Here is a 23,504-nt window from a genome sequence, read left to right as displayed (position 1 = left end):
ACCTACCCACTCTACTATCGTTATTTGAAATTTTTGTGATCTTAACTGTCGATTTTTAATTTCTATTCTATGAGATTTATATCAATTTTAAATCCTACTGCGATTTAAATTGGAAATTATTATTAATTTTTGACATATTAAAGGTAAATGATTACTGATGGCCAGGGGCGGGAGTTTGTTGCACCTTGAAAGAGATGCAGCTTATGCAGCTGGAATGTATATGCAGTATGGTGTTGAGCAAAGGAGCAGAGGGAAAAGAACTTATACAAAAATTCTCCTCTGCACCCCTGCTCCCCTGCCTTCTTCATCACCGTCCACACCCCCCCTTAATGAAGATGGAAGTAATAATCGGGGGGGTAATGCAGGTTATGCCTTTTCATTTGTACGCGATTTAGCAGTAGAGTTGCGTTGGACTGCTGTAGGGGCTTCTGGTTCACGGTTTCGTTCTCTTGATTTGTTTCCAGAAGCGGCTGGGGCGATCGCTCTAGGTCAACCTGATGCTTTAGGTGAGGAGATTGCCCACTCTGATATACCTGATGTGCCGTCTAACTGTATAACTTATATTGATGGCTACGGTAACTTGAAAACCACTATTAAGCATGAAGAGAGCAACGACACACCAAAGTGATACTGTATGAGTGTAAATAGGTGAGAGCAAACACAAAGCAACCAAGAGCGATGGTAGTAAAGCCAGTGGAAACTGGACAGTTAGCTTTTGCGCCTGGTAGCAGTGGTTGGACTAATGCACAAGCTGAACAGATGCGTTGGATGGAAGTTTTCCTCAGAGGTGGTAATGCCTGGGAATCTTTTAATCGCCCAGCAATCGGCACGCATGTAAATATCAGTTAAAAGCCGTACAAAGTCACTTAGATCAAAATTTAATTTTTAGAAAGTACAGCTTACCTCAGTTTTGATTCACCATCATTGTTTATTTCTTTTCCCATGTCTGAGCCATTACTCGTTATTGATGTTCAATCCGGTTTTATCAATGAATTCACTCATCACATCCCGCAGCGAGTTGCCCATTTAATTGGGCGAGGTGAGTATGCACCTGTTTTGTTTACTAGATTTATCAACGCACCTGATAGTCCCTATCAGAAATTCCTTGATTGGCATAGCTGTACACAGGAGCCAGAAACTAATATTGCTTCAGAATTAGAACCTTGGGTTAAACCAGAAGTAGTTTTTTCTAAGTTGGGGCTATGCGGTATACCAAATGAACTGGCAGACTACTTTAAGAGGCACTGTTTTCAAAGAGTTTTCATCTTAGGGATTGACACTGATATGTGTGTGTTGAAGATAGCGATGGATTTTTTTGATATTGGCATTGAACCCATCGTCTTAACTGATTGCTGTGCTAGTACAGCAGGCTTACAAGCACACCTGGCAGGTTTGGCGGTACTCAGTCGGAATATTGGTGCTTTTCGTCTGCGTGAGGCAGGTCTTTCTGAGGGTTTCCTAGCTGCACCACCAGACAAAAACAGAGAATAAAAATTCTCAGAAATTGTGCGTTTTTAATTTAATGTTCGGTATAAAACAGGATCGCCTCTTCTGCCGCTTGCAAAACGCGATCGCGTAATTCTAATGGCTCAATTACCTCTATCTGTGCGCCAAACCCCAGCACATAAGCACAAGCCGCTTCTTCTACTATATCAAACCTCAGCCAAACGCAAGTCCAGCCATCGGGCGAGTCAATCTGTTCTATTCGGGCAAAGTATCCGGCATAGCGTAATCGAGACATAACCTCTGGAGCAACACGCACCGTTACGGCATAATAAGGCAGATTGGCTTTGAACTCAACCATCGATTATTGCCAATAGTCGCCTAAGTTGAATTCAACCGGACGAACACAGGAATAATCAGTAAGTATGGCATCCCGCACTTGTGAAATCCGTGCTTCTGCCACTATCCCGTAGCCTACTCTTGTCGAGAGACGCGATATATCGCGTCTCTACTCTTACTCCCTACTCGTTAAATAAACCCAAGTCTGTGACAGCACCAACACTGCTAGAGGAAACTAACTTCGCATATTTTGCTAAGATGCCTTTTGTATAACGGGGTAGACGGGGTTGCCATTTGGCGCGGCGACTGGCTAACTCTGCATCAGAAATGTTGATTTGTAACAAGCGAGAATTAGCATCAATAGTAATGCTATCACCTTCTTCGACCAGAGCGATCGCACCACCAACGGCGGCTTCGGGAGCAACGTGTCCGACTACCATCCCGTAAGTACCGCCAGAAAAGCGCCCATCAGTAATTAATCCGACTGCATCACCTAAACCTGCACCAATAAGTGCTGAGGTGGGTGCTAACATTTCCCGCATCCCAGGGCCGCCTTTGGGCCCTTCGTAGCGAACGATAATCACATCACCGGCTTTAATCTTACCTGCAAGGATGGCATCTAAACATTCTTCCTCGGAATCAAATACCCGTGCAGTACCAGTAATACTGGGATTTTTCACCCCGGTAATTTTGGCGACTGCTCCTTCTGTAGCGAGATTCCCTTTTAGGATGGCTAAGTGGCCTTGGGGATACATCGGGTTATTCCAAGGACGAATCACATCTTGATTAGTGGGTGGTTCATTGGGGACATCTGCTAAAATTTCGGCGATGGTTTTACCTGTGATGGTGATACAGTCACCGTAAAGTAATCCATGTATCAATAGCATTTTCATCACTTGGGGAATACCACCAGCTTGATGTAAGTCTGTGGCAACATATCTACCGCTAGGTTTTAAATCACATAAAACAGGGACACGACCACGGATAGTTTCAAAATCATCTAGATTAAGTTCTACACCTGCCGCACGAGCGATCGCCAGAAAATGTAATACGGCGTTAGTTGAACCACCCACAGCCATAATTACAGAAATAGCATTTTCTATAGATTTACGGGTGATAATGTGATGGGGTAACAGTTGATTGCGAATTGCTTCTACTAATACCTTGGCTGATTTTTCGGTACTATCAGCTTTTTCCTCATCTTCTGCCGCCATTGTGGAAGAATAGGGTAAACTCATGCCCATCGCTTCAAAAGCTGAGGACATAGTATTAGCTGTGAACATCCCACCACAAGAACCCGCACCAGGACAAGCGCGGCGTTCTACTTCCATCAGTTCGGTGTCGTCAATTTTACCAGCGCTGTATTCACCCACAGCCTCAAAGGAACTCACAACAGTCAAGTCGCTACCCTGGTAGTGTCCAGGTTTAATTGTCCCACCGTAAACAAAGATAGCCGGGATATTCATCCGTGCCATTGCAATCATTGCCCCTGGCATATTTTTATCACAGCCACCGATGGCAATCACACCATCCATACTCTGACCATTACAAGCTGTTTCAATGGAGTCAGCAATCACTTCTCGTGACACTAGGGAATATTTCATCCCCTCAGTTCCCATCGAAATCCCATCGCTAATAGTAATTGTGCCAAACATTTGCGGCATTGCCCCAGCTAGTTTAATTCCAGCTTCAGCTATCAATGCTAATTGATTAATCCCCATGTTACAGGGAGTGATAGTGCTGTAGGCATTAGCCACACCCACAATTGCTTTGTTAAAGTCTTCATCCTGAAAACCTACTGCACGCAGCATGGCCCGATTTGGCGATCGCTGCACTCCTTGTGTGACAACTTTACTTCTAAAATTCTCTGACGAAATTGTTTTTTCATCCATTGCTTTGGCCTTGCTCAAATCTTTGTAAGAGTATGATACGTAGACTTCTTTTAAGATGTCCAATATATATTTATTGCAAATTGAGACTTATAAACTATCAAAAATATGGAACTACGACACCTGTGCTACTTTAATGGGGCTTCCAGAAAGTAAACTATTCCATCAACAATGTAGTGTTGTGGCAAGAGATGGAGGGTTGTGTTGGAATAATCAACGCTTAACCTGATTGCAAAGAGGGATTAAAGTTGCGCTGTTACACTTTGCTGTGATTCAAACGCGACAATCAGGGAAATATATGCAAAACTTCAACTTCGAGCGCTTGCTATCAAGTCGCTTGAGACGACGACAAGTTTTGATTGGGACTGGAGCCTTAACTGGTTTGGCGATCGCCAATCAATGGTCTAACAAAGTTCTCGCCCAGCCCCGATTCTCTAATTATCCCTTTAGTCTGGGTGTTGCTTCTGGTGAACCACTTCCAGATAATGTAGTGCTGTGGACGCGTTTAGCCCCCGATCCGCTCAATGGTGGTGGGATGCCACAATATAATGTTCCAGTGCAGTGGCAGGTTGCTAGCGACGAAAAGATGCGGCAAGTTGTCCGCAGTGGCACACAGATGGCTACTCCAGAATTTGGACACTCTGTTCATGTAGAAGTGCAAGGATTACAACCTGCACGATGGTACTGGTATCAGTTTAGGGTGGGCAACGAAGTTAGTCCAATCGGGCGGACTCGCACTGCTCCTAACCCGCGCGATCGCGTTAATCGCTTCCGCTTTGCCTTCGCTTCCTGTCAAAACTGGCAAAGCGGTTATTATGCCGCCTACAAAAATATGGCTCAAGAGGATTTAGACCTAGTGGTTCACCTCGGTGATTATATTTACGAAGGCGCACCAAGTACAACTGCGCCGCGATCGCACGATGGCAATGGTGAACCATTTACCTTGCAGGAGTACCGTAACCGCCACGCTCTGTACAAGACTGATCCACACCTACAAGCAACTCATGCTGCATTTCCTTGGCTAGTCACTTGGGACGACCACGAAGTTGACAATAATTGGGCAGACGAAATTCCTCAAGACCCGGAAGTACAATCACGCTCGGTGTTCCTTGCCCGTCGTGTTGCTGCTTTTCAGGCATACTACGAACACATGCCACTGCGGGACTTCTCAAAGCCTAGAGGTCTTGATTTGCAGCTCTACCGACGGTTAACTTTTGGCGACCTCGTTGAATTCAACGTCCTAGATACCCGCCAGTACCGTACCAATCAACCCTGTGGTGACGGGCGTAAGCCGCGATGCACTGAAGCTACTGACCCAACTGCCACAATGACTGGTTCGGAGCAAGAGCGGTGGCTGTTTGAGGGGTTAGATCGCTCTGGCGCACGCTGGAACGTCATTGCCCAACAGACTATCATGGCTCAGTTTGACTACGATACTGGAGCAGGAGAAGTCTTCAATCTTGACCAGTGGGATGGTTATGTTGCCTCTCGCAACCGCATTCTCGGTTTCATCCAGCAACGCCGCCCCTCAAACCCCGTAGTCATTACTGGTGACTGGCATTCTAGCTGGGTTAATGACCTGAAGGCTAACTTCGACGACCCCAACTCACAAACAGTAGCGACTGAGTTTGTTGGTACTTCGATCAGTTCAAGTTGTCCTTGGACATTCGACGTAGAAGCAGCACTGCCACAGAACCCGTGGGTGAAATATTTCAATGGTAGACTGCGCGGTTATGTTCGCTGCGACCTGAACCGTGAGCGCTGGCGTACTGACTACCGACTGCTGCCTCAATCTCAACCTACCGGAATTACAGTGTCTGATCCAAACGCACCTGTCATTACAGCAGTTTCCTTCGAGTTGCCAAATCAGGGAGTTGTAGCAAAAGTTTAGTAGGTATCAAGCCGAGATGTTTGTAATTTCCTGCAATATGAGTTTAAAAGGCTTGATTTTTCGTTATAAATAGAGGTTTTTTTGACTTTGATGTAGCAAATTTTCAAAAGCAGACAAGATAAGGTTTTTCAGACCATCTTGCAGGAAATTATCAGGGTTTCGGTTTAATGCCAGGTACATTAGACCTCTTGCACGAATTAAGAAAAAAGAGCGAGTTCATAATTGAGAAGTCCAGCAATCAGATTGCATCGTAAACCGAACCGTTTTCTGCGGTTACGATATTGTTCTTTAAGGATGCGAAAAATTTTTAAGCGGCGGCTGATATGTTCACCAACAACACGTAATCTAGCTAATAAGCGATTATGCTGACGTTGTGAAGTTGGTAAATCGGCACCACGAGGTTTTATTGCAGGGTATGCAGCTAAGAGTGTAGAGTTTGGTGATACCTTGGTAGCTTTATCAGCTAAACATAACTGCGTAGGCGTAGCCAGCCGTAGGCATCGCTCAAAACGCACTTTGGTATTTTTGAGTAAACGAAAATCGTGTATATGACCAACTTCATAGGCAGTACAAAGGATTTTACCACTAGCTTGATCAACTACTAATTGTGCCTTTAAGGTATGCCGCTTTTTCTTACTACTATAGTAGAAATTGGAGTTCAGATGCGGTGAGATCGCGCCATTGACCCAACTGTAAGTCATCTATTTGTAAGTGAGCTATACTGACCCTGACCAGTCGCAAAGTCGGAAACCCTACAGCCGCAGTCATACGCCGTACTTGGCGGTTTTTTCCCTCTGTCAAAGTCATTTCCAGCCAAGCTGTCGGTACATTTTTGCGAAATCTAATTGGCGGAGTGCGTTCAGGTAACTGTGGTTCCTCTGGTAAGAGCTTAACTTCTGCTGGTTGAGTGCGGTAATCTTGAATTTCCACACCTACTTGTAACTTTTTGATCGCATCTGCATCTGGAATTCGCTCTACCTGCACCCAGTAAGTGCGTTTATGACCAAAACGCGGATGGGCAAGACGATGTTGCAATTGTCCATCGTTTGTTAACATTAGCAATCCTTCACTATCCCAATCTAAGCGTCCTACAGGATACACATCAGGCACATCAATATAATCTTTTAGGGTGCTATGTGTGGGGGCATCTTTTGTAAACTGACTAAGAACGCCATAGGGTTTGTAAAAAATAATATATCGATAGTCTTTGGGCATCGGGCATTGGGTACTTCTACTGAGCGTTGCCGTTGGCGCAGCCTCTCGTAGAGAAGTATTGGGCATTGGGCATTAATAAAATTTTAGTCCCTGCTGGATGTCCACCGAGCAATGTAATTGTAGTATATGATGCCAATAATCCTGTTCCTGATGCTTTGTAACAGTCATGGCTAAGGTTCCACGAAGGCGATCGCTGTGGTTAAAAGCTTTTGGTTAAAGGATATGAGGGGTGCATAGGTGTAGCCCAACCCAGGCATCGCCTTGAGTATTGTGATCGCTTATCTCCGTAAATTACATTTTGCATATTACTTAGTAGAACTCAGTTTTAATACTTAAAAATATATAAAGCTATGAACAAAAAACAAGTAATAAAAAATACATTTAAAGTAGTGACAATCAACTAAATAAACATTATATTGATTAAGTTAACCAAAGGTGCTGTGTAACCAACCATACTAGCTGCTCACCGCTTATAAGCTTCTCAAAAGCGTGATGACAGTAAAAAACTAGTTTTGCTAAAGATGCCATAAATTATACCGAAGATTCCAACTATCGGCTAACTTAATGTGCCTAAAAACAGCAATACAGCAGGTTAATATCTCAAGTTTCTAAAACAATTAATTTAGGTAGGCAGAACTCATGGCAACAATCAAGGGTACTAACGTTAATGACCTCCTCAATGGCACACTGAGTGGTGACATCATCTATGGCTTCGAGGGCGATGATTTCCTCAATGGTGGAGTAGGTAACGATGTACTAGACGGTGGCACTGGTAACGATACATTGACAGGTGGAGTGGGTAACGATACTTACATCGTTGATAGCACTGGGGATATTGTGAGTGAAGATAACGGCTCTGGCGGCGATGCGGGTGGTATTGATACAGTTAAATCTTCAGTTAACTGGACGTTGGGTAGCTATATCGAAAACCTCATCTTAACCGGGACAACAGCCATAAATGGCAGTGGAAATGGGTTAAATAATATCATTACAGGCAACAGTGCCAATAATTACATCTCTGGAGGAGATGGTAATGACAGCCTCTCCGGTGGCGAGGGAGACGATACTCTCACTGGGGAAGTTGGAAACGACAAACTCTATGGTGGTGAGGGGAATGACAGCCTCTCCGGCGGTGAGGGAGATAACAGCCTATACGGCGATCTAGGTAACGATGTCCTTGATATTTCTTATTCTTCTGGAAAAAACTTCTTAGACGGTGGCTCTGGGAATGATTCATTTTATGCTTACAATACCAGTGGCAACAGCACCCTCAAGGGAGGAAATGGGGATGATAATTTCAATCTTTCTTCTTCTTCTGGAAAAAACGCCTTAGATGGTGGCTCTGGGAATGATTCATTTTATGCTTACTACAGCACTGGCAACAACACCTTCAAGGGAGGAACTGGAAGTGATTATGTCTATATGTATAATTCTTCTGGGTCTAACCTTTTAGACGGTGGCTCTGAGAATGATTACCTTAATGCTTACTACAGCACTGGCAACAACACCCTTACGGGAGGAACTGGGGATGATAATTTAGATATTGGTTCTTCTTCTGGGAAAAACCTTTTAGACGGTGGCTCTGGGAATGATTACCTTAGTGCTTACTACAGCACTGGCAACAATACCCTCAAGGGGGGAATTGGGAATGATAACTTGTATATTTATTATTCCTCTGGTAAAAACCTGGTAGACGGCGGCTCTGAGAATGATTACCTTAGTGCTTTCAATACCACTGGTAACAATACCCTCAAGGGAGGAACTGGGAATGATAATTTAGATATTGGTTCTTCTTCTGGGAATAACCTTTTAGACGGCGGCTCTGAGAACGATTCATTTAGTGCTCAGTACAGCACTGGCAACAATACCCTAAATGGTGGGAGTGACAATGACTCCTTCTATTTGAGCGCTCCATCTACTGCTCCCTCTGTTTTGGTGACTCAAACAGTAGATGGAGGTACAGATGACGATTCTTTGTCTGTCAATTACAACAATTATACTCTTGAGGGAATCACCTCTACTTTCAACGCAACCACTAAGCAAGGCTCGATTACATCTGGAACTTATCGAGTTAACTACAAGAATATTGAGCGATTAGACATCTACGGTACAGCCAACGCTGACACTATTGTGGGCAGCAATGGCAACGATAACCTCAATGGATACGATGGCAACGATCTCTTGATTGGAGGGAAAGGCAGTGATGTTCTGTACGGATCTGGTGGCACTGATACCTTTGGCTTTAATACACACAATCAAGGCGTTGATAGTCTTTATGACTTCGACACGGCTGGTGAACTTATTCAGGTATCGGCTGCTGGTTTCGGCGGTGGGTTAGTAGTAGATACACTCTCAGCCAGTCAGTTTACCATCGGTTCATCTGCGACGACGGGTGCTGAAAGATTTATTTACAACAGTGGTACAGGTGGATTGTTCTTTGACCAAGATGGCAGCGGTGGTGCGTTTAATCAAGTACAATTCGCGCAATTAAATACTAGTCTTTCACTAACTAAAGCCAATTTCGTTATTGTTGCCTAATTGTAATATGGCAATCCTAAATCATTCGTGAGAAACAAGATCCCCGACTTCTTTGAGAAGTCGAGGATCTATGAGTTTAAATTCTCACAAATCAAAGTAGAAACAGCGTAGGCGCAGTTCGCACTTCTCTACGAGACGCTATGCGTAGCAAGATCCCGAAGGGTACGGCAAGCTCAGTGACCATCGTAGACATCGTCAGACTCCGAAAAAACAGCATAAATTTTTAACGTCCTTGCCCCCAGATATGACGAAGGTGGTACACTACATCCATGCTAGGGGTGCCTACATAGCCAGGCTGAGATCACACCCTTAACACCTGAGTCTGGGTAATACCAGCGGAGGGAAGCTGTTTATTGAGGAATGACAATATGCGGACAGAATGGGTTGCTAAACGACGTGGGCAAAGTAATGTATCTCAAATGCACTACGCCCGCCAAGGTGTTATCACCGAAGAAATGCACTACGTCGCCCGGCGAGAAAATCTCCCTGTTGATCTGATTCGTGACGAAGTAGCGCGGGGACGAATGATTATCCCGGCTAATATTAATCACACTAATCTAGAGCCGATGGCTATTGGCATCGCCTCTAAATGTAAAGTAAATGCTAATATCGGTGCTTCCCCCAACTCTTCTAATCTTCAAGAAGAAGTTGATAAGCTGAATCTGGCGGTGAAGTACGGTGCTGATACCGTAATGGATTTGTCCACAGGCGGCGGTAACTTGGATCAAATTCGTACCGCTATTATTAAAGCTTCGCCTGTTCCCATTGGTACGGTGCCAGTATACCAAGCTTTAGAAAGCGTCCACGGCACAATAGAAAATCTGACTGCTGATGATTTTCTCCATATCATCGAAAAGCACGCCCAGCAAGGGGTAGACTATCAAACTATCCACGCAGGGATTTTGATTGAGCATTTGCCATTGGTGAGAAACCGCATCACTGGGATTGTCTCTCGCGGTGGCGGTATTTTGGCACGGTGGATGCTACATCACCACAAACAAAACCCACTTTATACGCATTTCCAAGACATTATTGAGATTTTCAAAAGGTACGATGTCTCTTTCAGTTTGGGAGATTCCCTGCGTCCTGGCTGCACCCATGATGCCTCAGATGAAGCACAATTAGCTGAATTGAAAACCCTGGGACAGCTAACTCGCAAAGCTTGGGAAGATGATGTACAGGTGATGGTGGAAGGGCCTGGACACGTCCCAATGGATCAAATTGAGTTCAACGTCCGTAAGCAGATGGAAGAGTGTTCTGAAGCACCTTTCTATGTTTTAGGGCCATTGGTGACAGATATTGCTCCCGGTTATGACCATATCACTTCAGCTATTGGAGCAGCAATGGCTGGATGGTACGGTACTGCAATGCTGTGCTATGTAACACCTAAAGAACATTTGGGTCTACCAGATGCTGAAGATGTGCGGAATGGGTTAATTGCTTATAAAATAGCGGCTCATGCGGCTGATATTGCTAGGCATCGCCCTGGTGCAAGAGATAGAGATGATGAACTTTCTAAGGCGCGTTACAACTTCGATTGGAACCGTCAGTTTGAATTATCACTCGATCCAGAAAGAGCTAAGGAATATCACGATGAAACTCTGCCAGCAGATATCTATAAAACTGCTGAGTTTTGTTCAATGTGTGGGCCTAAGTTCTGTCCAATGCAAACTAAGGTTGATGCTGATGCGCTGACAGAACTAGAGAAGTTCTTGGCGAAAGAAACTGTGACTCAAAGCTAACAGACACCGAAGGCAGGAGGCAGAAGGGATGCAATATGGTGGTGAAGTCTCCACTATAGCGGTTCTTGAATGGAAGCAATATCACAATAGGGCACAGCATTGCTGTGCCCCTACAAATAGTCTGTATTCTATGCAATTGAGAACCGCTATATATTACAGTCCACCAAATCAGAGATTTTGGTGGGGTACTTAGACCCTTGCTCGCTCTAACCGTCGCAGGAGACAGAGAACAATATTCCTCCTCCTGCCCCCTGCCCTTCTTGTTAAAATCCAATTTCAATGGTCAAGCTGCGAATTTTTCCTGTATCTCCGTCAGCTTTATCTGCAACTTCCAGAGTCCAGGTTCCTTGGGGACTTTTACCTTTAAAGGCAGCAAGTTTTGGGGTGTTTACCTCGTCATAGGTTGTTTTGATATTATCAGTAGCTCCGCCTTGGCGATCGTGCAGAACTATCGGAAGTATGCCTATTTGCACTGGGGGAAGGAGAGTAACAATAAGATCCCCAATATAAGTATGCTCGATGTCTACATTAACTTTGATGGATTTTAGAACGCTGGTATTAGCGATCGCCACCGCTAATGTTGATGTTTGCAAATCGTTAATTGGGATATCTTGCACTGCCTGAAAAATACTAATGGGCGATGTTTGAGCAGGCTTGGCTAATTCTACAGCTTTCAGAGCATTGATTCGACCGTAACCGTAGAAAGGACTGCGACCATTAGCATCATATTTACCTCCGGCTGAATCAATGCGATCGCAAGAGCGTTTAATAATATCTCGCACTTCATCCCAACGCAGATTTGGGTTTCTGGCAACAATCAAGGCTGCTACACCAGCCGCACCTGGACAAGCACTGGAAGTTCCGCCGAATTCGTTCGTGTAGTTGCCTGCGGCCTCACCCAAATTTCGATTACCAGAATTATAACCAAGTACACCAGAGCGATCAGTTGTCCAAATTCCACTAGTTTGAGAACTGTCACCATTGTTGCTAGGAAAGGCACACCAGACCGCCTTACCAAAATCACTGTAAGCGCTTCTCGTGCCGTAGTCGTTACAAGCTGCCACCGCAATCACCTTTTGGTAGCTGGCGTAGCCGTCGTTATCGACGCTTTCGTTACCATTGCCAGCTGCGAATAAAATTACACAGCCTTTGCCATTGCGTCCTTTATTGATTGCAAAGTCTATAGCAAGTCGTGTGGAATCAGGCAGAGGTACTTTTTGGTTGTGTACAGGATCGTTTGGCTCAAACCAAGTACCGTCTTCGGGGCCCCAGCTGCAAGAAATAACATCAGCACCATTTTGAGCCGCCCAAATAAAAGCATCGGCTTCATCTTGTGATCCTAGCGCCGAAGCTAAACGAATCGGCATCAGCTTTGCACCTGGTGCCACACCAGATGCACCAAACTTGCCATTGGCACAAGCTACTCCTGCACAGGATGTTCCGTGATTATTCTCGTTTCCCGGTCTGGGATTGTCCGTTTTACGTGTGACATCACGCGGGGCAACAATCTTGCCAGAGGAACGAAACTCTTCATGCTCCAGATCCACACCATCGTCGATAATTGCAATAATCGTTCCTGTGCCATCGCTCAACTTCCAAGCCGCTTCAACGTTGGCATGGGCGTTAATTACTTTACCATTAATTGTTGTTTGCTTTAAGTGCCACTGCTGTGGAAAAACCTGACGTTGGCGTGACTCACGCGCTAGTTCAGGATGGCACAGTTCAACTGATTCCTCATTTAGAAGTCTCTCGGCGATGTCAAAGACGGCTATACCAGTGTTTATAGGGGCATTGACAAAATAAGCATTGCGTGCATATTTAAGTTGGCGTTTAATTGTTAAGTTGTAACGTTTTAAAATTTCTTGGCAGACCCTTGACTCTTCTTCGCTATCAAATTTAACAAAAATGTTTTCAGTGTAAATTACAGGTTGTCGGGATACTGGATCGATCAGAACACGTCCGGCAAATTGGACTTCAGACTCTCTGTTGAGAATTTCCCGGGCATAATCGCGCAAAGCGGCACCCTGATTTGGAACTTTAGCTTGCAGAATTTCTACACCCGCTTGCCGAAACCGTGTTCTTAACTCAAATTGATTGAGGATGCTACGAGCTGTGGGTGACACAGGTGCGACTTCAAAGGATCTTGCACCGACAAGAGTGGTACGGCTTTCGGTACGCACTACAACGTGTTCGTTACTGATAGCAAATTCATACTTTTGGCCGTTCTGTCCACCATAACGAACCTGAACCATAGTTTAATCTCCTAAATGTTTTGAAAATTGGGAATTGGGAATTAGGAAACCGTATTATGCCTTACTTTTAAAGCTTGCTGCACCCATTGTAGGCTTACGTTTGCTTTATGGATGCTTCTAATTTCATGTGTTATATGTGTATTACTATACAGAATTTAATCTATCTAAGTTCATACAAGCCTTCGATTAGTCTTTCCACAAAAGAGGGGATTCAAAATCAGGTTGTTTTAAGAATCTTCACTATCAGTAGGGGCGTATAACTGTGGATCTTGATGAAAAAAATGTATTTAATATCATTGAAAAACGCTATAACATCATTAGAACTTAAGAAAAATGTTTTATTTTCCGGCTGAGTATTTTCTACAGGTGTACTCTCTACCCCTGATTCCTGAAGTGAGATTTCAAAAAGACTATTTTTCTGATTATCCTGAACAAATTCGCGTTGGTAGCGATGCCTACGCCGGGCTACGCCTACGCACTGCTGTATCCTACACTCGTAAGCCTGGGTACTATGCAGTACATTACAATCAACCTAGCACTGTAGCATCAGGAGCAATTTTACGACTTAACGACGGTGCGATCGCAGTTTTTTCAGGCGAACCCAATCAATCAGAACAGGGTATATTGAGTCCGATTTATACACTACAACCCAATGGTTCCCTAGCAGTACCAACTGGACTGGTTTTTATCCGCTTTGCTGAAGGTGTTGGTGTGGAGTCGCAGCGCGAGGCGATCAATCAAGCGGGTTACGAAGTAGCGCAAAGTCTTCCTTATGCACCTCATACGGCTTGGTTGCGTGCTAAATCAGGTAAGATTGTTGATGCGATCGCGGGAATTTCTCAGTTAGAAGCGATCGCTAATGTTGAGAATGTCGAACCTCAAATGCTTATGGAAAGAGGTTTAAGATAAATTACAAATTATACATCTGGTAAAAATAAATGGGGCGATCGCCAATTCGTTTGCTAAATAAACTTTTTTGATTGAAAGCGAAAATGAGAAGACTAACCAAAACTTTGAACAACGTACATATCATTTCCTGCATCGCCTACTAAAAGCAAGCTGCTGTCACCACTTTCTAAATCTCGGCTGCCAGCAATACCCTTTTGCAAAACTTTAATTATTCTTTGGGGACTGAAAGATTCCAATTCCACAAACTTTCCAGATTCTAACCATGTTAATTCTTCAGCAGATAAACTTTGACGAACTTCTTCAGGTAATTGTTTAGCTGCTTGCGCTGACTGGAGAGAGGATTGAATAAACATTCCGCGCTTAGTAGCGATAATTTGACGTGGCATTAGTCCAATATCAATAATTACAATCTCGCTATGGAGAAACCAACTAGCGTTGGTTCTCAAATGATGAACTAAACTAATTCCTTGTGGATTACAATCATGCACTGCATAGACTTTCAAATCGGGATTACGGCGTAACATTTGCATTGTGGTGTCAAAAATACTTTGGGGATATCCAGTAATGCTGAGAATTGCACAGTTATTTTCAAAGTGAAAATTATTAGCAATTAATAGTTGAGCAATACTAGCACTATCACAAACGACTAATCTATCAAAACTGTAAGCTGTTACATCAGGATTAATCGCCGCTAGTCTATTTTGCTGGTTTGGAGAAGGAAGAATTTTGAGAATTGAACCATTGATTTGCTGCCAGCGATTTAGCCAACCTTGAAAATCATTTTGAGAAAATAAAAACTCTTGTGGAAATATAGTTTGTCGTAGCTGTCGAGTTCCAAAGTATATTGATAACATTCCTAAGAGAACGACGATGACAAATAGACTAAACGAGTTATATATAATTAAAGCAGCATAAATTCCTACAGCAAGAATAATTCCTCCTATTATTTGCAAGCATCTAGCATATTCTTGGCGAAGCTTAATATGTATTTTCTTTGATAGAGATTTTGTATATAAATATAATACAAAGCATATATTAAATAGAATGGATACTATCAGAAAAGAACTAGCACCAAACAATAAGGAAGCAAATCCACCTATGAATCCTGGTACCCAAATATTAAAAAACAAATATATAAACAACAAACCAAATAATGAAGCAGACTTGGGTTTTATCCGATTATCTAATAAATAAAGCAGTTGTTTGGGTGTAAAAAATAAGGTTTGATTTGCAGAAATATCAGCGATCGCCTTCGCAAACATAGGGTCAGTAATCTTAACTTTACTCATACTGGTCGGTTCAAAAGCAAAGGGATGATTGCATTTTAGACACCGACCTTGATTAGCTGTCCGCTCTTTTAATTTATTGTCAGTTCCGCAGTTAATACACTTCATAATGATTGTTTTATGTTAGTTATTAATTGTTAGTCAATCTGGTTCAGATCAGACTTGATCCCCCCTAACCCCCCTTAAAAAAGGGGGGAACTATCAAGCATCTGATTTGTTAGTAAAACACTATAGTCTTCTCGTTGGCGAATCAAGCGATGTGTGTCACTTTCTAGTAAGACTTCCGCAGGTTTGGGGCGGTGTAAAAAGTGAGACGACATAGCATAACCATAAGCACCGACATCTAAAATGGCAACGATATCACCAATTTCTAATGCCGGGAGTTGGCAATTTTTCCCCAGATAATCTCGTGAATAGGTGGTGTTCCCACAAATATCTGTTGTGAATGGATTGTCTGCTTGCTTCCAAGTGACGATTTCTCTGTAGCCGCCGTGTACTGAGGGTACTGAAAGATTAGCAACAGTGGTATCAACTCCGACAATCTGTTTTTCTCCTTGCCATTTTACAGAAACAACTTGAGCCAGCAACGTGGCACATCCAGCGATCGCACTTCGTCCCGGCTCAATCACCAAATCAATTTCTCGTCCTAAACGAGTAATTCTTTCGCTCAACTCAGCCCCAAATATTTCCCAGTCAAAGGCTGTTTTGTTGTGATGATAAGGATAGCCAAAACCACCGCCAAAATCTAAATATTCCCAATCTGGTAACTGTTGTGCTGTGGCAATCACTGTATCAATCACCTCAGTAAAAGCTGCTGTAGCGTTAGTTCCCGTTCCTCGATAGAAGTGTAAACCACTCAGCTTTAATCCCACCTCACCAGTTAAAGCGATCGCATCACCAAATTCCTCTGGACGCACACCAATGCGGCTATCTCCGGTAATTTCCGGCAAATTAAGGCGTAAACCCAGCCGAATGTTTTTTTCTGTGCCTTTGGGGATAACTTCGCAGCACAATTGTAACTGAGCAAGGCTATCAAAATTGAGAGTTATAATTCCCCAATTCAGCACTTGTAGCATCTCAGCCTGATTTAAATTACTGCCGCTATAAACAATCTGACTAGGCTCGAAACCAGCTTGCAATCCTAAATAAATATCTCCTGGAGTATTAGCGTGAAGTCCCCACCCAAATGAACGGAAAATTTTTAACAGCGCAATGTTGCCATTAGTAACACTAGCAAAGCGAAATTGTGTGTGCCGATAGCTGACTGCTTTGGTAATGCGCTCAATAGTTTTGCCCAAGCGATCGCCATTATAAACATAAAGCGGAGAACCGTAGTTATTCAGTAACTCCTGAGCAAGTTCCCTGGAGAATGGGGGATTAAGACGATTTTGAATTAAATTATTTGATACCATTTACTAAAAATACTGATACAGTAAATTACGAATTACGAATTATTTTGTAATTTATCCATAGCCAACGATGTAACCAAAAAGGATGATCCCAAGACTGTTTACTTAGTTCTTCATTTAAAACATGCGATCGCCAAAGTTGCCACATAATCAGTAACCAGAGAGTCTCACCAATTCGCCGTCCTTGAATAGCTGCTCCTAGTTTGCCTTCAACAATTTGTGCCGCAATGTGAGGATAAAAATGATTGTGAGCGCGAAGTCTTTCTGGATTGAGCCAAATGCCGAGCTGATGCCAAAAATCATTTAAACACCAAGAAGTTAAGGGAACCCCCATACCCCGCTTTTGTCGCCAGACAATTTCGGGCGGAAGCCAATTTTCTACAGCCCGTTTGAGGATATATTTTTCACAGGCTCCTTGCAAACAGAGTTCTCCAGATAGGCGGAATGTCCACTCAGCTAAAGGTAAGTCACAAAAAGGCGATCGCACCCACAATTTATGAGCAAACCCCAATGCAGTTGCACGAGGATGGATATTTTGCGCCCCTTTGAGCATCAAACTAGCACGGCGAAGGCGATGCAGCAAAGATGGACACTCATTGCGATCAAGAGATGTTAACAACCAATCTTCAGGATGCAAATTTTGGATCTGTGCATATATTTCTGGCTGATAAACTTGAGATTCATATCCTCCAAGACGGTGAAAGGTGCGGAGATATTGCTGGATAAAAGTTTCCTGTCCGGCGGGATTTTCTGCTTGATAAACACCTGCGGCAATTAAAGGTTTGTTCGTCCAACCAGCAAACAATTGATCTCCACCTTCACCGTTAAAGATTACCTGAGTTTCTTGACTCGCCCTCTCAGATAGGAGATACAACGGCACACACACCCCATCTCCAAAAGGCAAATCCAATGCTTGCACAGTAGGAATTAGGGCGTTTTTGATTGAACTTGGGTTTGCTGCAACTTTAATCAGCGGAATTTTAAGGAACTGGGCGACTTGTTCAGAGTATGGATATTCTGGAATCCCTGCATCAGCGAAATCTAGAGTGTAGGCGCGGACTTTCACCCCTGCTTGTACCAGCAGTGCCGCCACTACCGAAGAATCGAGTCCACCAGAGAGAAACACCCCAACAGGCTCATCCTTTAAATCGGCAATATGTCGCCCAATGGAGTCTTTGAGGAGAGTTTGCAATTCGGTAATTGCTGTAGCTTCATCTGTTAACTGTTCTGGCGCTTCTCGCCACGAATGGATATTTTTAGATTCAGGCGATCGCAGAATACCTGATTGGCGATCGCTCTGCCAAACTAATTCAGTCCCCGCCGTCACTGCAAACACTCCATTAACTGGGGTTAAAGGTGTTGGAACGTAAGAAAAACAGCTATAGCCATATAACCCAGGAATGCTAACTTCTGATTGTTGTAAAATCGGTAAGAGTAGTTGCATTTGGGATGCAAACCAGATTACTTGTCCCTGCACAGTCCAATACAAAGGCACTTTACCGAAAGGTTCTCTTCCCAAAATTAGGCAATTGTTTTCCTGGAGACTTACCCAAGCATCGGGTGAAGTTAATAATCCTGATGCGGAGATAGCAGCAATTTGATTTTGTTGCGGTGGGGAATTTGCATTAAGTCCTATATAAACAACATTCCAGATGGGAGGAGAATAATTTTCCTGTGCAGAAAACTGACTTTTCAGACCTAACCCCCTAACCCCCTTCCCGATGCGGGAAGGGGGAAAATTCAAAGCCTCTCCCCTTTTAGGGGAGAGGTTTGGAGAGAGGTTTTCCACGACACTAGTTAACAGCGCTTCTAACTCGTGTTGAGCGCCGTAACCCCAATAACCAAGAAAATGATGCGGGATGTTACCCATCTGAACTATTTAACTTCAAAGGTTTCATCACTAATCTGCCGACCTTCCAAGAACATCTGCACTTTCCAATTACCAACAGTTGCAGCCGGGTTAATAGTATAACGACACTGGGTATCCCAGACAGAAGTATTAATCTCGCGGGTTTGATAGTTGTTTTGCTTGACAATTTGACCACTTGGGTCAATCCAATTACAAGAGAGAGCCAGCTTTTTACCCAAGGGTGCATCTTTTAAGGTGACACGGTACAACACTTCTGCATTGGTTTGGCGGGAAATTGTCTTTAAGTCGCCGCCATTATCTTGTATTAACGTGATGCGGTCTTGTTGAGCAGAAACACGGTCAAGTGCAGAATTCTGCTGCTGCATGAAAAATATTGTAGATGCACTCACTATCACTAAGACTGCCACAACTCCAGAAGTAATCCATCGATTCCGGCGTTGTTGTACCTCTAGCGCTTGACGGCGATTTAATTGAATCAGCGCTTCATCTAGTAACTCAGGTGGTAAATTTAACTCCTGTAAAATTTCTCTAACCTGCTGTTGATCTAGTTCCGCTTCTCGACGCACTTGCAGACTTTCTACTTCTGTGACTATTTGTGATAATTGCTCTTGAGTCAGTCGCTGCGTCATAGCTTAACTCCTGTTAAAAAAAGTTTATGGCGATCGCTGATGATGTGCAATCAAAAAAATCTTAGACATCTCACTTTTGTAGGTACATCATCAGTACTTTTCGGGTTTTGGGGGAAAGGGTTTGAATTTACCTTTCACCCTTCGCCCTTTAATCTTTTCCCAGACCAAAAGATAGATTATTGAGTTTATCCGAAAAGTATTGGGTACATCATAAGCTACAAAATAAAGTTGTTGCTTTTCGGATTCTTGTAAATACTTTCTTTTCTCTCTTTCTCATGCTCTGCAAGTAATATATTGAGTCAGAGACTCAATGAATGCATTCCCACGCGGAGCATGGGAATGAGGAAATGTAAAATCTAAAATCTAAAATTAATATGACTCAAGAACAACAAACGGCAATTGAAGGTATTTATGAAGTCTGTATCGGCATCTCGGAGCCAATTTCTGCAATTCAGTATTGGGAGCAATTTGGCTATCGCATTGGTGAAGTGGGTGAATTAACCGCAGATGTAGCCCATCAATTATATGGAGTGAATTCGTCTTTACGCTCAATCCGTCTCTACCACCAAAATGCAGATCATGGTTTGATTCGGCTGATGGTTTGGCAAAACCCCACCCATGAAGGTTTGGGAACAGCATCAATGAAAATTAAGGGAAATCGCTGGGCGACAAGCTTAACTGCGGATGTCTTGAATATTTTAAATCATATAGAGGACGCAAAGGCAGCAGGTTTCCCTATCAGATACTCTATCCCTTATTGGGAAGTCATCTACAACAAAGAGAGAAAAAGCCGTCCTTTTATTGAGCCAGCAGTTGGTGTGCGCGAAATGCTGCTGCTGCAACCCTTAGCTCGACAGGTTTTGTTTCAACGGTTTGGCTATACACTACCGCATTACGGACAAGTTAACCATAATGCGCCTCTCAAGACTAGTCAGTTTACCCATTGTGGGATTATCGTTCAAGATGACAGCAAAGAAACCCTGAAGTTTTATGAAGAAGTTTTGGGTTTGCTGCGTGTACGTGATGATGTGGAAACTAGCTATGAATCTTCGCCAGCAGGTAAAAATATTTTTGACCTTAACCCTGGTGAAAAGTTTATTGTCACTACCTTTGATGATCCCCGTTCTTCTAAGTCTGACTTGATGGCTACACGTAGTGGTAGACTTTATATCATTCGATTTCCAGAATCTATTAATTTAGAATCGCGCTTTGAGGCAGCCCAACCAGGTAGCTTGGGTATGTCTTTATATACCTATCGCGTTAAGAGAATACAGGAGTATTGCGATCACATCAAGGCGAGTACTGCACAAAAAGTTACAAACATCATTAGTAATGAATTTGGCGAGACGAGTTTCTCTTTTATTGCACCCGATGGCTATTTCTGGACTTTCCTAGAAGGTAATTAACTAGACATCTAACCAACAAGAATAGGCCCCTTGTAAAAACTGAAAAACCGCCCAAAAATTTATTTTTTGGCAAATAGCTCAATTCGTTTAAAACCGTCTAATGACAGTAGTTTTAGTCCCTTTAAACTTAATTTTGCTACTAGCCAAAGATTTAAGTCTTTGGCTGTTCAAGTATTTTGCAATAGATTTAATAAAAATTTCCATTCCCTCCTTTACAATTAGTTTAAATTTCTCTATCGCCGCCAATAGCCAGTTGCTTTTTGCTATGTTTCAACTCTTTCCAAAGTGACTTAATTTGCTGGTAAGCCTCTTCCTGAGACAACTTCCCCCCTGTTTCTAGACAAGTGATGTAACTAATTTTTTGGGAAAATTCTTGGAGGTTGGCATTAAACACTAAGTTTTCTGGCTGAAATTTACCATAATACCGACTACGAGGATAAAGAAAGCTGTTTTTTGCTTGCGAGTTAGGTTGTGTCATAAGTTTTCTCTCTTTAATTCTCTATTAAATTTATAAACTATCATTTCTCTCTTTGTGTATATACACAGGATAAAATGCAAATTCCTGAAGAGAGAACCTAATTTTTTAATTCAACATTAGGATAAAGCAGAAATACAGGTAATTAACTAGTGAAAATACTGAAATAAAAATGTCATCTACCAAAAGGAGTAAGTTAACGCGATTTTAGTAGTGGAAAACACCAAAAGGAGTAAGCCAAATGGCATTTTGCTGATTAAATTTTACTTGATCAAGTGCGGTTCAAAGTAAGATCATATCTGCATGATTAGTTATGATTACCATCATCTTTCGTTAGGGTTGATAGCGAAGGCTAAAATAAAAGCCATCATCTTGAGCGTTATTACCACGATCGCTCAGATCGATAAATGGAAATCCATAATCGAGCCGCAAAAAGAGATTATCAATTCCCAATGCCTGATTCCACAAGAATCCTAAGCCTGCGCCTACCAAAAAAGTTTGATTGGGTAGCTGATTGGGGTTATTAGACTGATTCCAGACGGCTCCCATGTCTAGAAATGGCGCAAGTTGAATTGTAGATATTCCAGATTTATCGCGTTGCACTGTGAAGCGATCTTCGATCGCTACCCGAAATCCATTATCTCCAGAACGGATATTTTGGCGATATCCCCTTACAGATTGTCCACCACCGATGACAAATTGCTGCGAAGGTAAAAGGCTATCTGGTGTTAGTTGCAAGTCTGCTTGGATGAGCAACAAGTTATCGTTATTGAGTTGCTGCACGCGCTGTATTTGTCCTAACCAACTGAAAAAACGACCATCAGGTATGGGATCATTGTTGATAGTTGCATCTAAGATATCAACACCAAAATTAAATTGCGATCGCAAAAACCAAGCTCCTTGAGGTTCGCGCTTAGTATAATCTTGAGCAAATTTAATTACACTGGTGCGGCTAACGCCATTGGCATCAGGCCCAATGCCAAAAGGTTGTGCGCGATTATTGAAAATGAAGGTTTGACCATCTTGGTAGGTAAATCCTAAAGATAGGGCAAATTCTTCTCTGGGCGATCGCATCAATGGTTGACGATAATTGATTTCATAAAGATCCTGGTTTGCGCGAAAGCCAAACGCATCAAAGGGTGGCTCAGTAATTTCGTTGCGAAAAAATGCAGCTCTAATCTGTACCCTGCCGTTCATGGCGTTAACAGGAACCTGATAGTTGAAATCAAAGATATCAGAACCACCAGAGAGTGTGTGGTAATAGGAGCTTGCTAACTCATCTCCCATGCCGGTTAAATTGCGCGATCGCAGTCCAATACCTAATCTTTCCGCCCCAATACTGGGAGGGGAATAATTATCTACACCCAAGCTACCAGTTAAAGGGTTTGCCTCTTCAACTCTGACAACGAGAATACTTTGACCAACTTTACCCGTTGGACGCAGACGCGCTTCTACATTTGTAAATAAAGGATCGAGTCGCAACAGCTTCAGTTGATCTTCGAGTTTACCAGTATTCAGAGGAATACCAGCACCTAGTTGGATGCGACTACGAATATAAGATGGGTTTAATCGCCGCGTCCCTTCGATGTTAATCTCTGTTAAACGCCCTTCAAACACCTGAATTACCACAACACCATCGGCGGTACTAGATTGTCGAGTGTCTGGAACTGCTCTGGAATTTATATAACCTTTATTTAGATAAAGCTGGGTAACAGCATCGGCGGCTTGTCTGATTTCTTCTAAAGTTAAGTCCCGTTCTTCAAACGGTTTGACAACTGGATTAAAATCATTTTCATTAAAAACTGTGCTACCTACAACCTGGATTTTGCGAACCCGAATGCGTTGTGGTGTTTCTGGTGGTGCTGGGGAAGATTCGGGTTTTGGTTCTGGTTGATTAGAGTCAATTGCTGGGGAAGGTTCTGTTTCCTGTACTATTTGTAACTCAGGGGAACTACTATTTTGAGGCGATTTTGGTATAGAGATATCGGCTGTAGCTCTAAGTCCATTGGCAGTTACAATCCAGACCGCAGGCAGAATTAACAAGCTGCACTTGAAACGGAAACTGTGCTTACTCCATTTAGTACTCGCTAGATGCCAAGTGTCTAACTGATGAGAGAGATAGACAATTCTTTGCTGAGTCGTTGCTTCAGACTTAACACGAGTTTCTGTTCCTTTTGTCATTTCTTTTTGGTGGGGTGTCTGATTTTACGA

General features: G+C 43.0%; 19 protein-coding genes and 1 riboswitch. Of the genes, 8 read left to right on the top strand and 11 right to left on the bottom strand.

Annotated features, from left to right (window positions below; all coding sequences use genetic code 11):
- The first annotated feature begins 175 nt into the window (after positions 1-175).
- The 3 genes from H6G97_RS14950 (at position 176) to H6G97_RS14940 (ending at position 1,491) form a co-directional block, all read left to right on the top strand.
- Positions 176-628 (top strand): SAM-dependent chlorinase/fluorinase, encoded by a 453-nt coding sequence (locus H6G97_RS14950; protein ID WP_190941447.1) that lies wholly within the window; start codon positions 176-178, stop codon positions 626-628.
- A 20-nt stretch (positions 629-648) separates the two neighbouring features.
- Positions 649-849, top strand: a complete 201-nt coding sequence (locus tag H6G97_RS14945) for a hypothetical protein (protein ID WP_190941445.1) — start codon at positions 649-651, stop codon at positions 847-849.
- A gap of 93 nt (positions 850-942) precedes the next feature.
- Positions 943-1,491, top strand: coding sequence for a cysteine hydrolase family protein (locus H6G97_RS14940; RefSeq protein WP_190941443.1), 549 nt, complete (start codon positions 943-945; stop codon positions 1,489-1,491).
- Between the two features lie 28 nt (positions 1,492-1,519).
- On the opposite strand, the gene H6G97_RS14935 is transcribed toward H6G97_RS14940, so the two are convergent.
- Positions 1,520-1,804, bottom strand: a complete 285-nt coding sequence (locus H6G97_RS14935) for a WYL domain-containing protein (RefSeq protein WP_190941441.1) — start codon at positions 1,802-1,804, stop codon at positions 1,520-1,522.
- Between the two features lie 160 nt (positions 1,805-1,964).
- Positions 1,965-3,674: a dihydroxy-acid dehydratase gene (ilvD, locus tag H6G97_RS14930; RefSeq protein WP_190941439.1), complete on the bottom strand. Its 1,710-nt coding sequence runs from the start codon at positions 3,672-3,674 to the stop codon at positions 1,965-1,967.
- 295 nt (positions 3,675-3,969) lie between these two features.
- On the opposite strand from ilvD, the gene H6G97_RS14925 reads away from it, so the two are divergent.
- Positions 3,970-5,562 carry an alkaline phosphatase D family protein gene (locus H6G97_RS14925; protein WP_190941437.1) on the top strand — a complete coding sequence of 531 codons (1,593 nt, stop codon included), beginning with the start codon at positions 3,970-3,972 and terminating at the stop codon, positions 5,560-5,562.
- 197 nt (positions 5,563-5,759) lie between these two features.
- Here the strand turns inward: H6G97_RS14925 and H6G97_RS14920 are convergent, their stop codons facing one another.
- The gene (locus tag H6G97_RS14920; RefSeq protein WP_190941435.1) at positions 5,760-6,263 is read right to left on the bottom strand and encodes a transposase family protein; all 504 of its coding nucleotides are present in this window, start codon (positions 6,261-6,263) and stop codon (positions 5,760-5,762) included.
- Positions 6,202-6,777, bottom strand: a complete 576-nt coding sequence (locus H6G97_RS14915; protein WP_190941455.1) for an rRNA large subunit pseudouridine synthase E — start codon at positions 6,775-6,777, stop codon at positions 6,202-6,204. Before H6G97_RS14915 ends, H6G97_RS14920 begins: the two co-directional genes overlap by 62 nt.
- Positions 6,778-7,416: 639 nt before the next feature.
- Here H6G97_RS14915 and H6G97_RS14910 point away from each other — a divergent pair.
- Positions 7,417-9,315, top strand: a complete 1,899-nt coding sequence (locus H6G97_RS14910; RefSeq protein ID WP_190941432.1) for a calcium-binding protein — start codon at positions 7,417-7,419, stop codon at positions 9,313-9,315.
- Between the two features lie 264 nt (positions 9,316-9,579).
- Positions 9,580-9,676, top strand: a riboswitch (TPP riboswitch).
- A 7-nt stretch (positions 9,677-9,683) separates the two neighbouring features.
- Positions 9,684-11,057 (top strand): phosphomethylpyrimidine synthase, encoded by a 1,374-nt coding sequence (gene thiC, locus H6G97_RS14905; RefSeq protein ID WP_190941430.1) that lies wholly within the window; start codon positions 9,684-9,686, stop codon positions 11,055-11,057.
- A gap of 263 nt (positions 11,058-11,320) precedes the next feature.
- Here the strand turns inward: thiC and H6G97_RS14900 are convergent, their stop codons facing one another.
- Entirely contained in the window at positions 11,321-13,309 is a 1,989-nt protein-coding gene (locus H6G97_RS14900; RefSeq protein ID WP_190941428.1) for a S8 family serine peptidase, read from the bottom strand.
- Positions 13,310-13,642: 333 nt separating this feature from the next.
- Between H6G97_RS14900 and H6G97_RS14895 the strand changes: the two genes are divergently transcribed.
- The gene (locus tag H6G97_RS14895) at positions 13,643-14,218 is read left to right on the top strand and encodes a hypothetical protein (protein WP_190941426.1); all 576 of its coding nucleotides are present in this window, start codon (positions 13,643-13,645) and stop codon (positions 14,216-14,218) included.
- A gap of 92 nt (positions 14,219-14,310) precedes the next feature.
- Here H6G97_RS14895 and H6G97_RS14890 read toward each other — a convergent pair whose 3' ends face one another.
- From H6G97_RS14890 to H6G97_RS14875, 4 genes are all read right to left on the bottom strand, one after another.
- On the bottom strand, positions 14,311-15,507 hold the full coding sequence (locus H6G97_RS14890; RefSeq protein ID WP_338421712.1) for a toprim domain-containing protein: 1,197 nt from the start codon (positions 15,505-15,507) through the stop codon (positions 14,311-14,313).
- Between the two features lie 179 nt (positions 15,508-15,686).
- Complete coding sequence (locus H6G97_RS14885) at positions 15,687-16,916, bottom strand: diaminopimelate decarboxylase family protein (protein WP_190941422.1); 1,230 nt, start codon at positions 16,914-16,916, stop codon at positions 15,687-15,689.
- Between the two features lie 25 nt (positions 16,917-16,941).
- The gene (locus H6G97_RS14880; RefSeq protein ID WP_190941420.1) at positions 16,942-18,783 is read right to left on the bottom strand and encodes an asparagine synthetase B family protein; all 1,842 of its coding nucleotides are present in this window, start codon (positions 18,781-18,783) and stop codon (positions 16,942-16,944) included.
- A gap of 5 nt (positions 18,784-18,788) precedes the next feature.
- Positions 18,789-19,412: a DUF3859 domain-containing protein gene (locus H6G97_RS14875; protein ID WP_190941418.1), complete on the bottom strand. Its 624-nt coding sequence runs from the start codon at positions 19,410-19,412 to the stop codon at positions 18,789-18,791.
- A gap of 374 nt (positions 19,413-19,786) precedes the next feature.
- Between H6G97_RS14875 and H6G97_RS14870 the strand changes: the two genes are divergently transcribed.
- Positions 19,787-20,818 (top strand): VOC family protein, encoded by a 1,032-nt coding sequence (locus H6G97_RS14870; RefSeq protein ID WP_190941416.1) that lies wholly within the window; start codon positions 19,787-19,789, stop codon positions 20,816-20,818.
- 223 nt (positions 20,819-21,041) lie between these two features.
- On the opposite strand, the gene H6G97_RS14865 is transcribed toward H6G97_RS14870, so the two are convergent.
- Positions 21,042-21,296 carry a DUF7219 family protein gene (locus tag H6G97_RS14865; RefSeq protein ID WP_190941415.1) on the bottom strand — a complete coding sequence of 85 codons (255 nt, stop codon included), beginning with the start codon at positions 21,294-21,296 and terminating at the stop codon, positions 21,042-21,044.
- Between the two features lie 330 nt (positions 21,297-21,626).
- Positions 21,627-23,474: a ShlB/FhaC/HecB family hemolysin secretion/activation protein gene (locus H6G97_RS14860; RefSeq protein WP_190941413.1), complete on the bottom strand. Its 1,848-nt coding sequence runs from the start codon at positions 23,472-23,474 to the stop codon at positions 21,627-21,629.
- Positions 23,475-23,504: the final 30 nt, after the last annotated feature.

It is taken from the genome of Nostoc flagelliforme FACHB-838, assembly GCF_014698065.1.
In the GTDB taxonomy this organism is placed as follows: Bacteria; Cyanobacteriota; Cyanobacteriia; order Cyanobacteriales; family Nostocaceae; genus Nostoc; species Nostoc flagelliforme_B.
The sequence above is the reverse complement of the archived record's forward strand: the minus strand, read 5'-3'. Positions and strand labels throughout refer to the sequence as shown.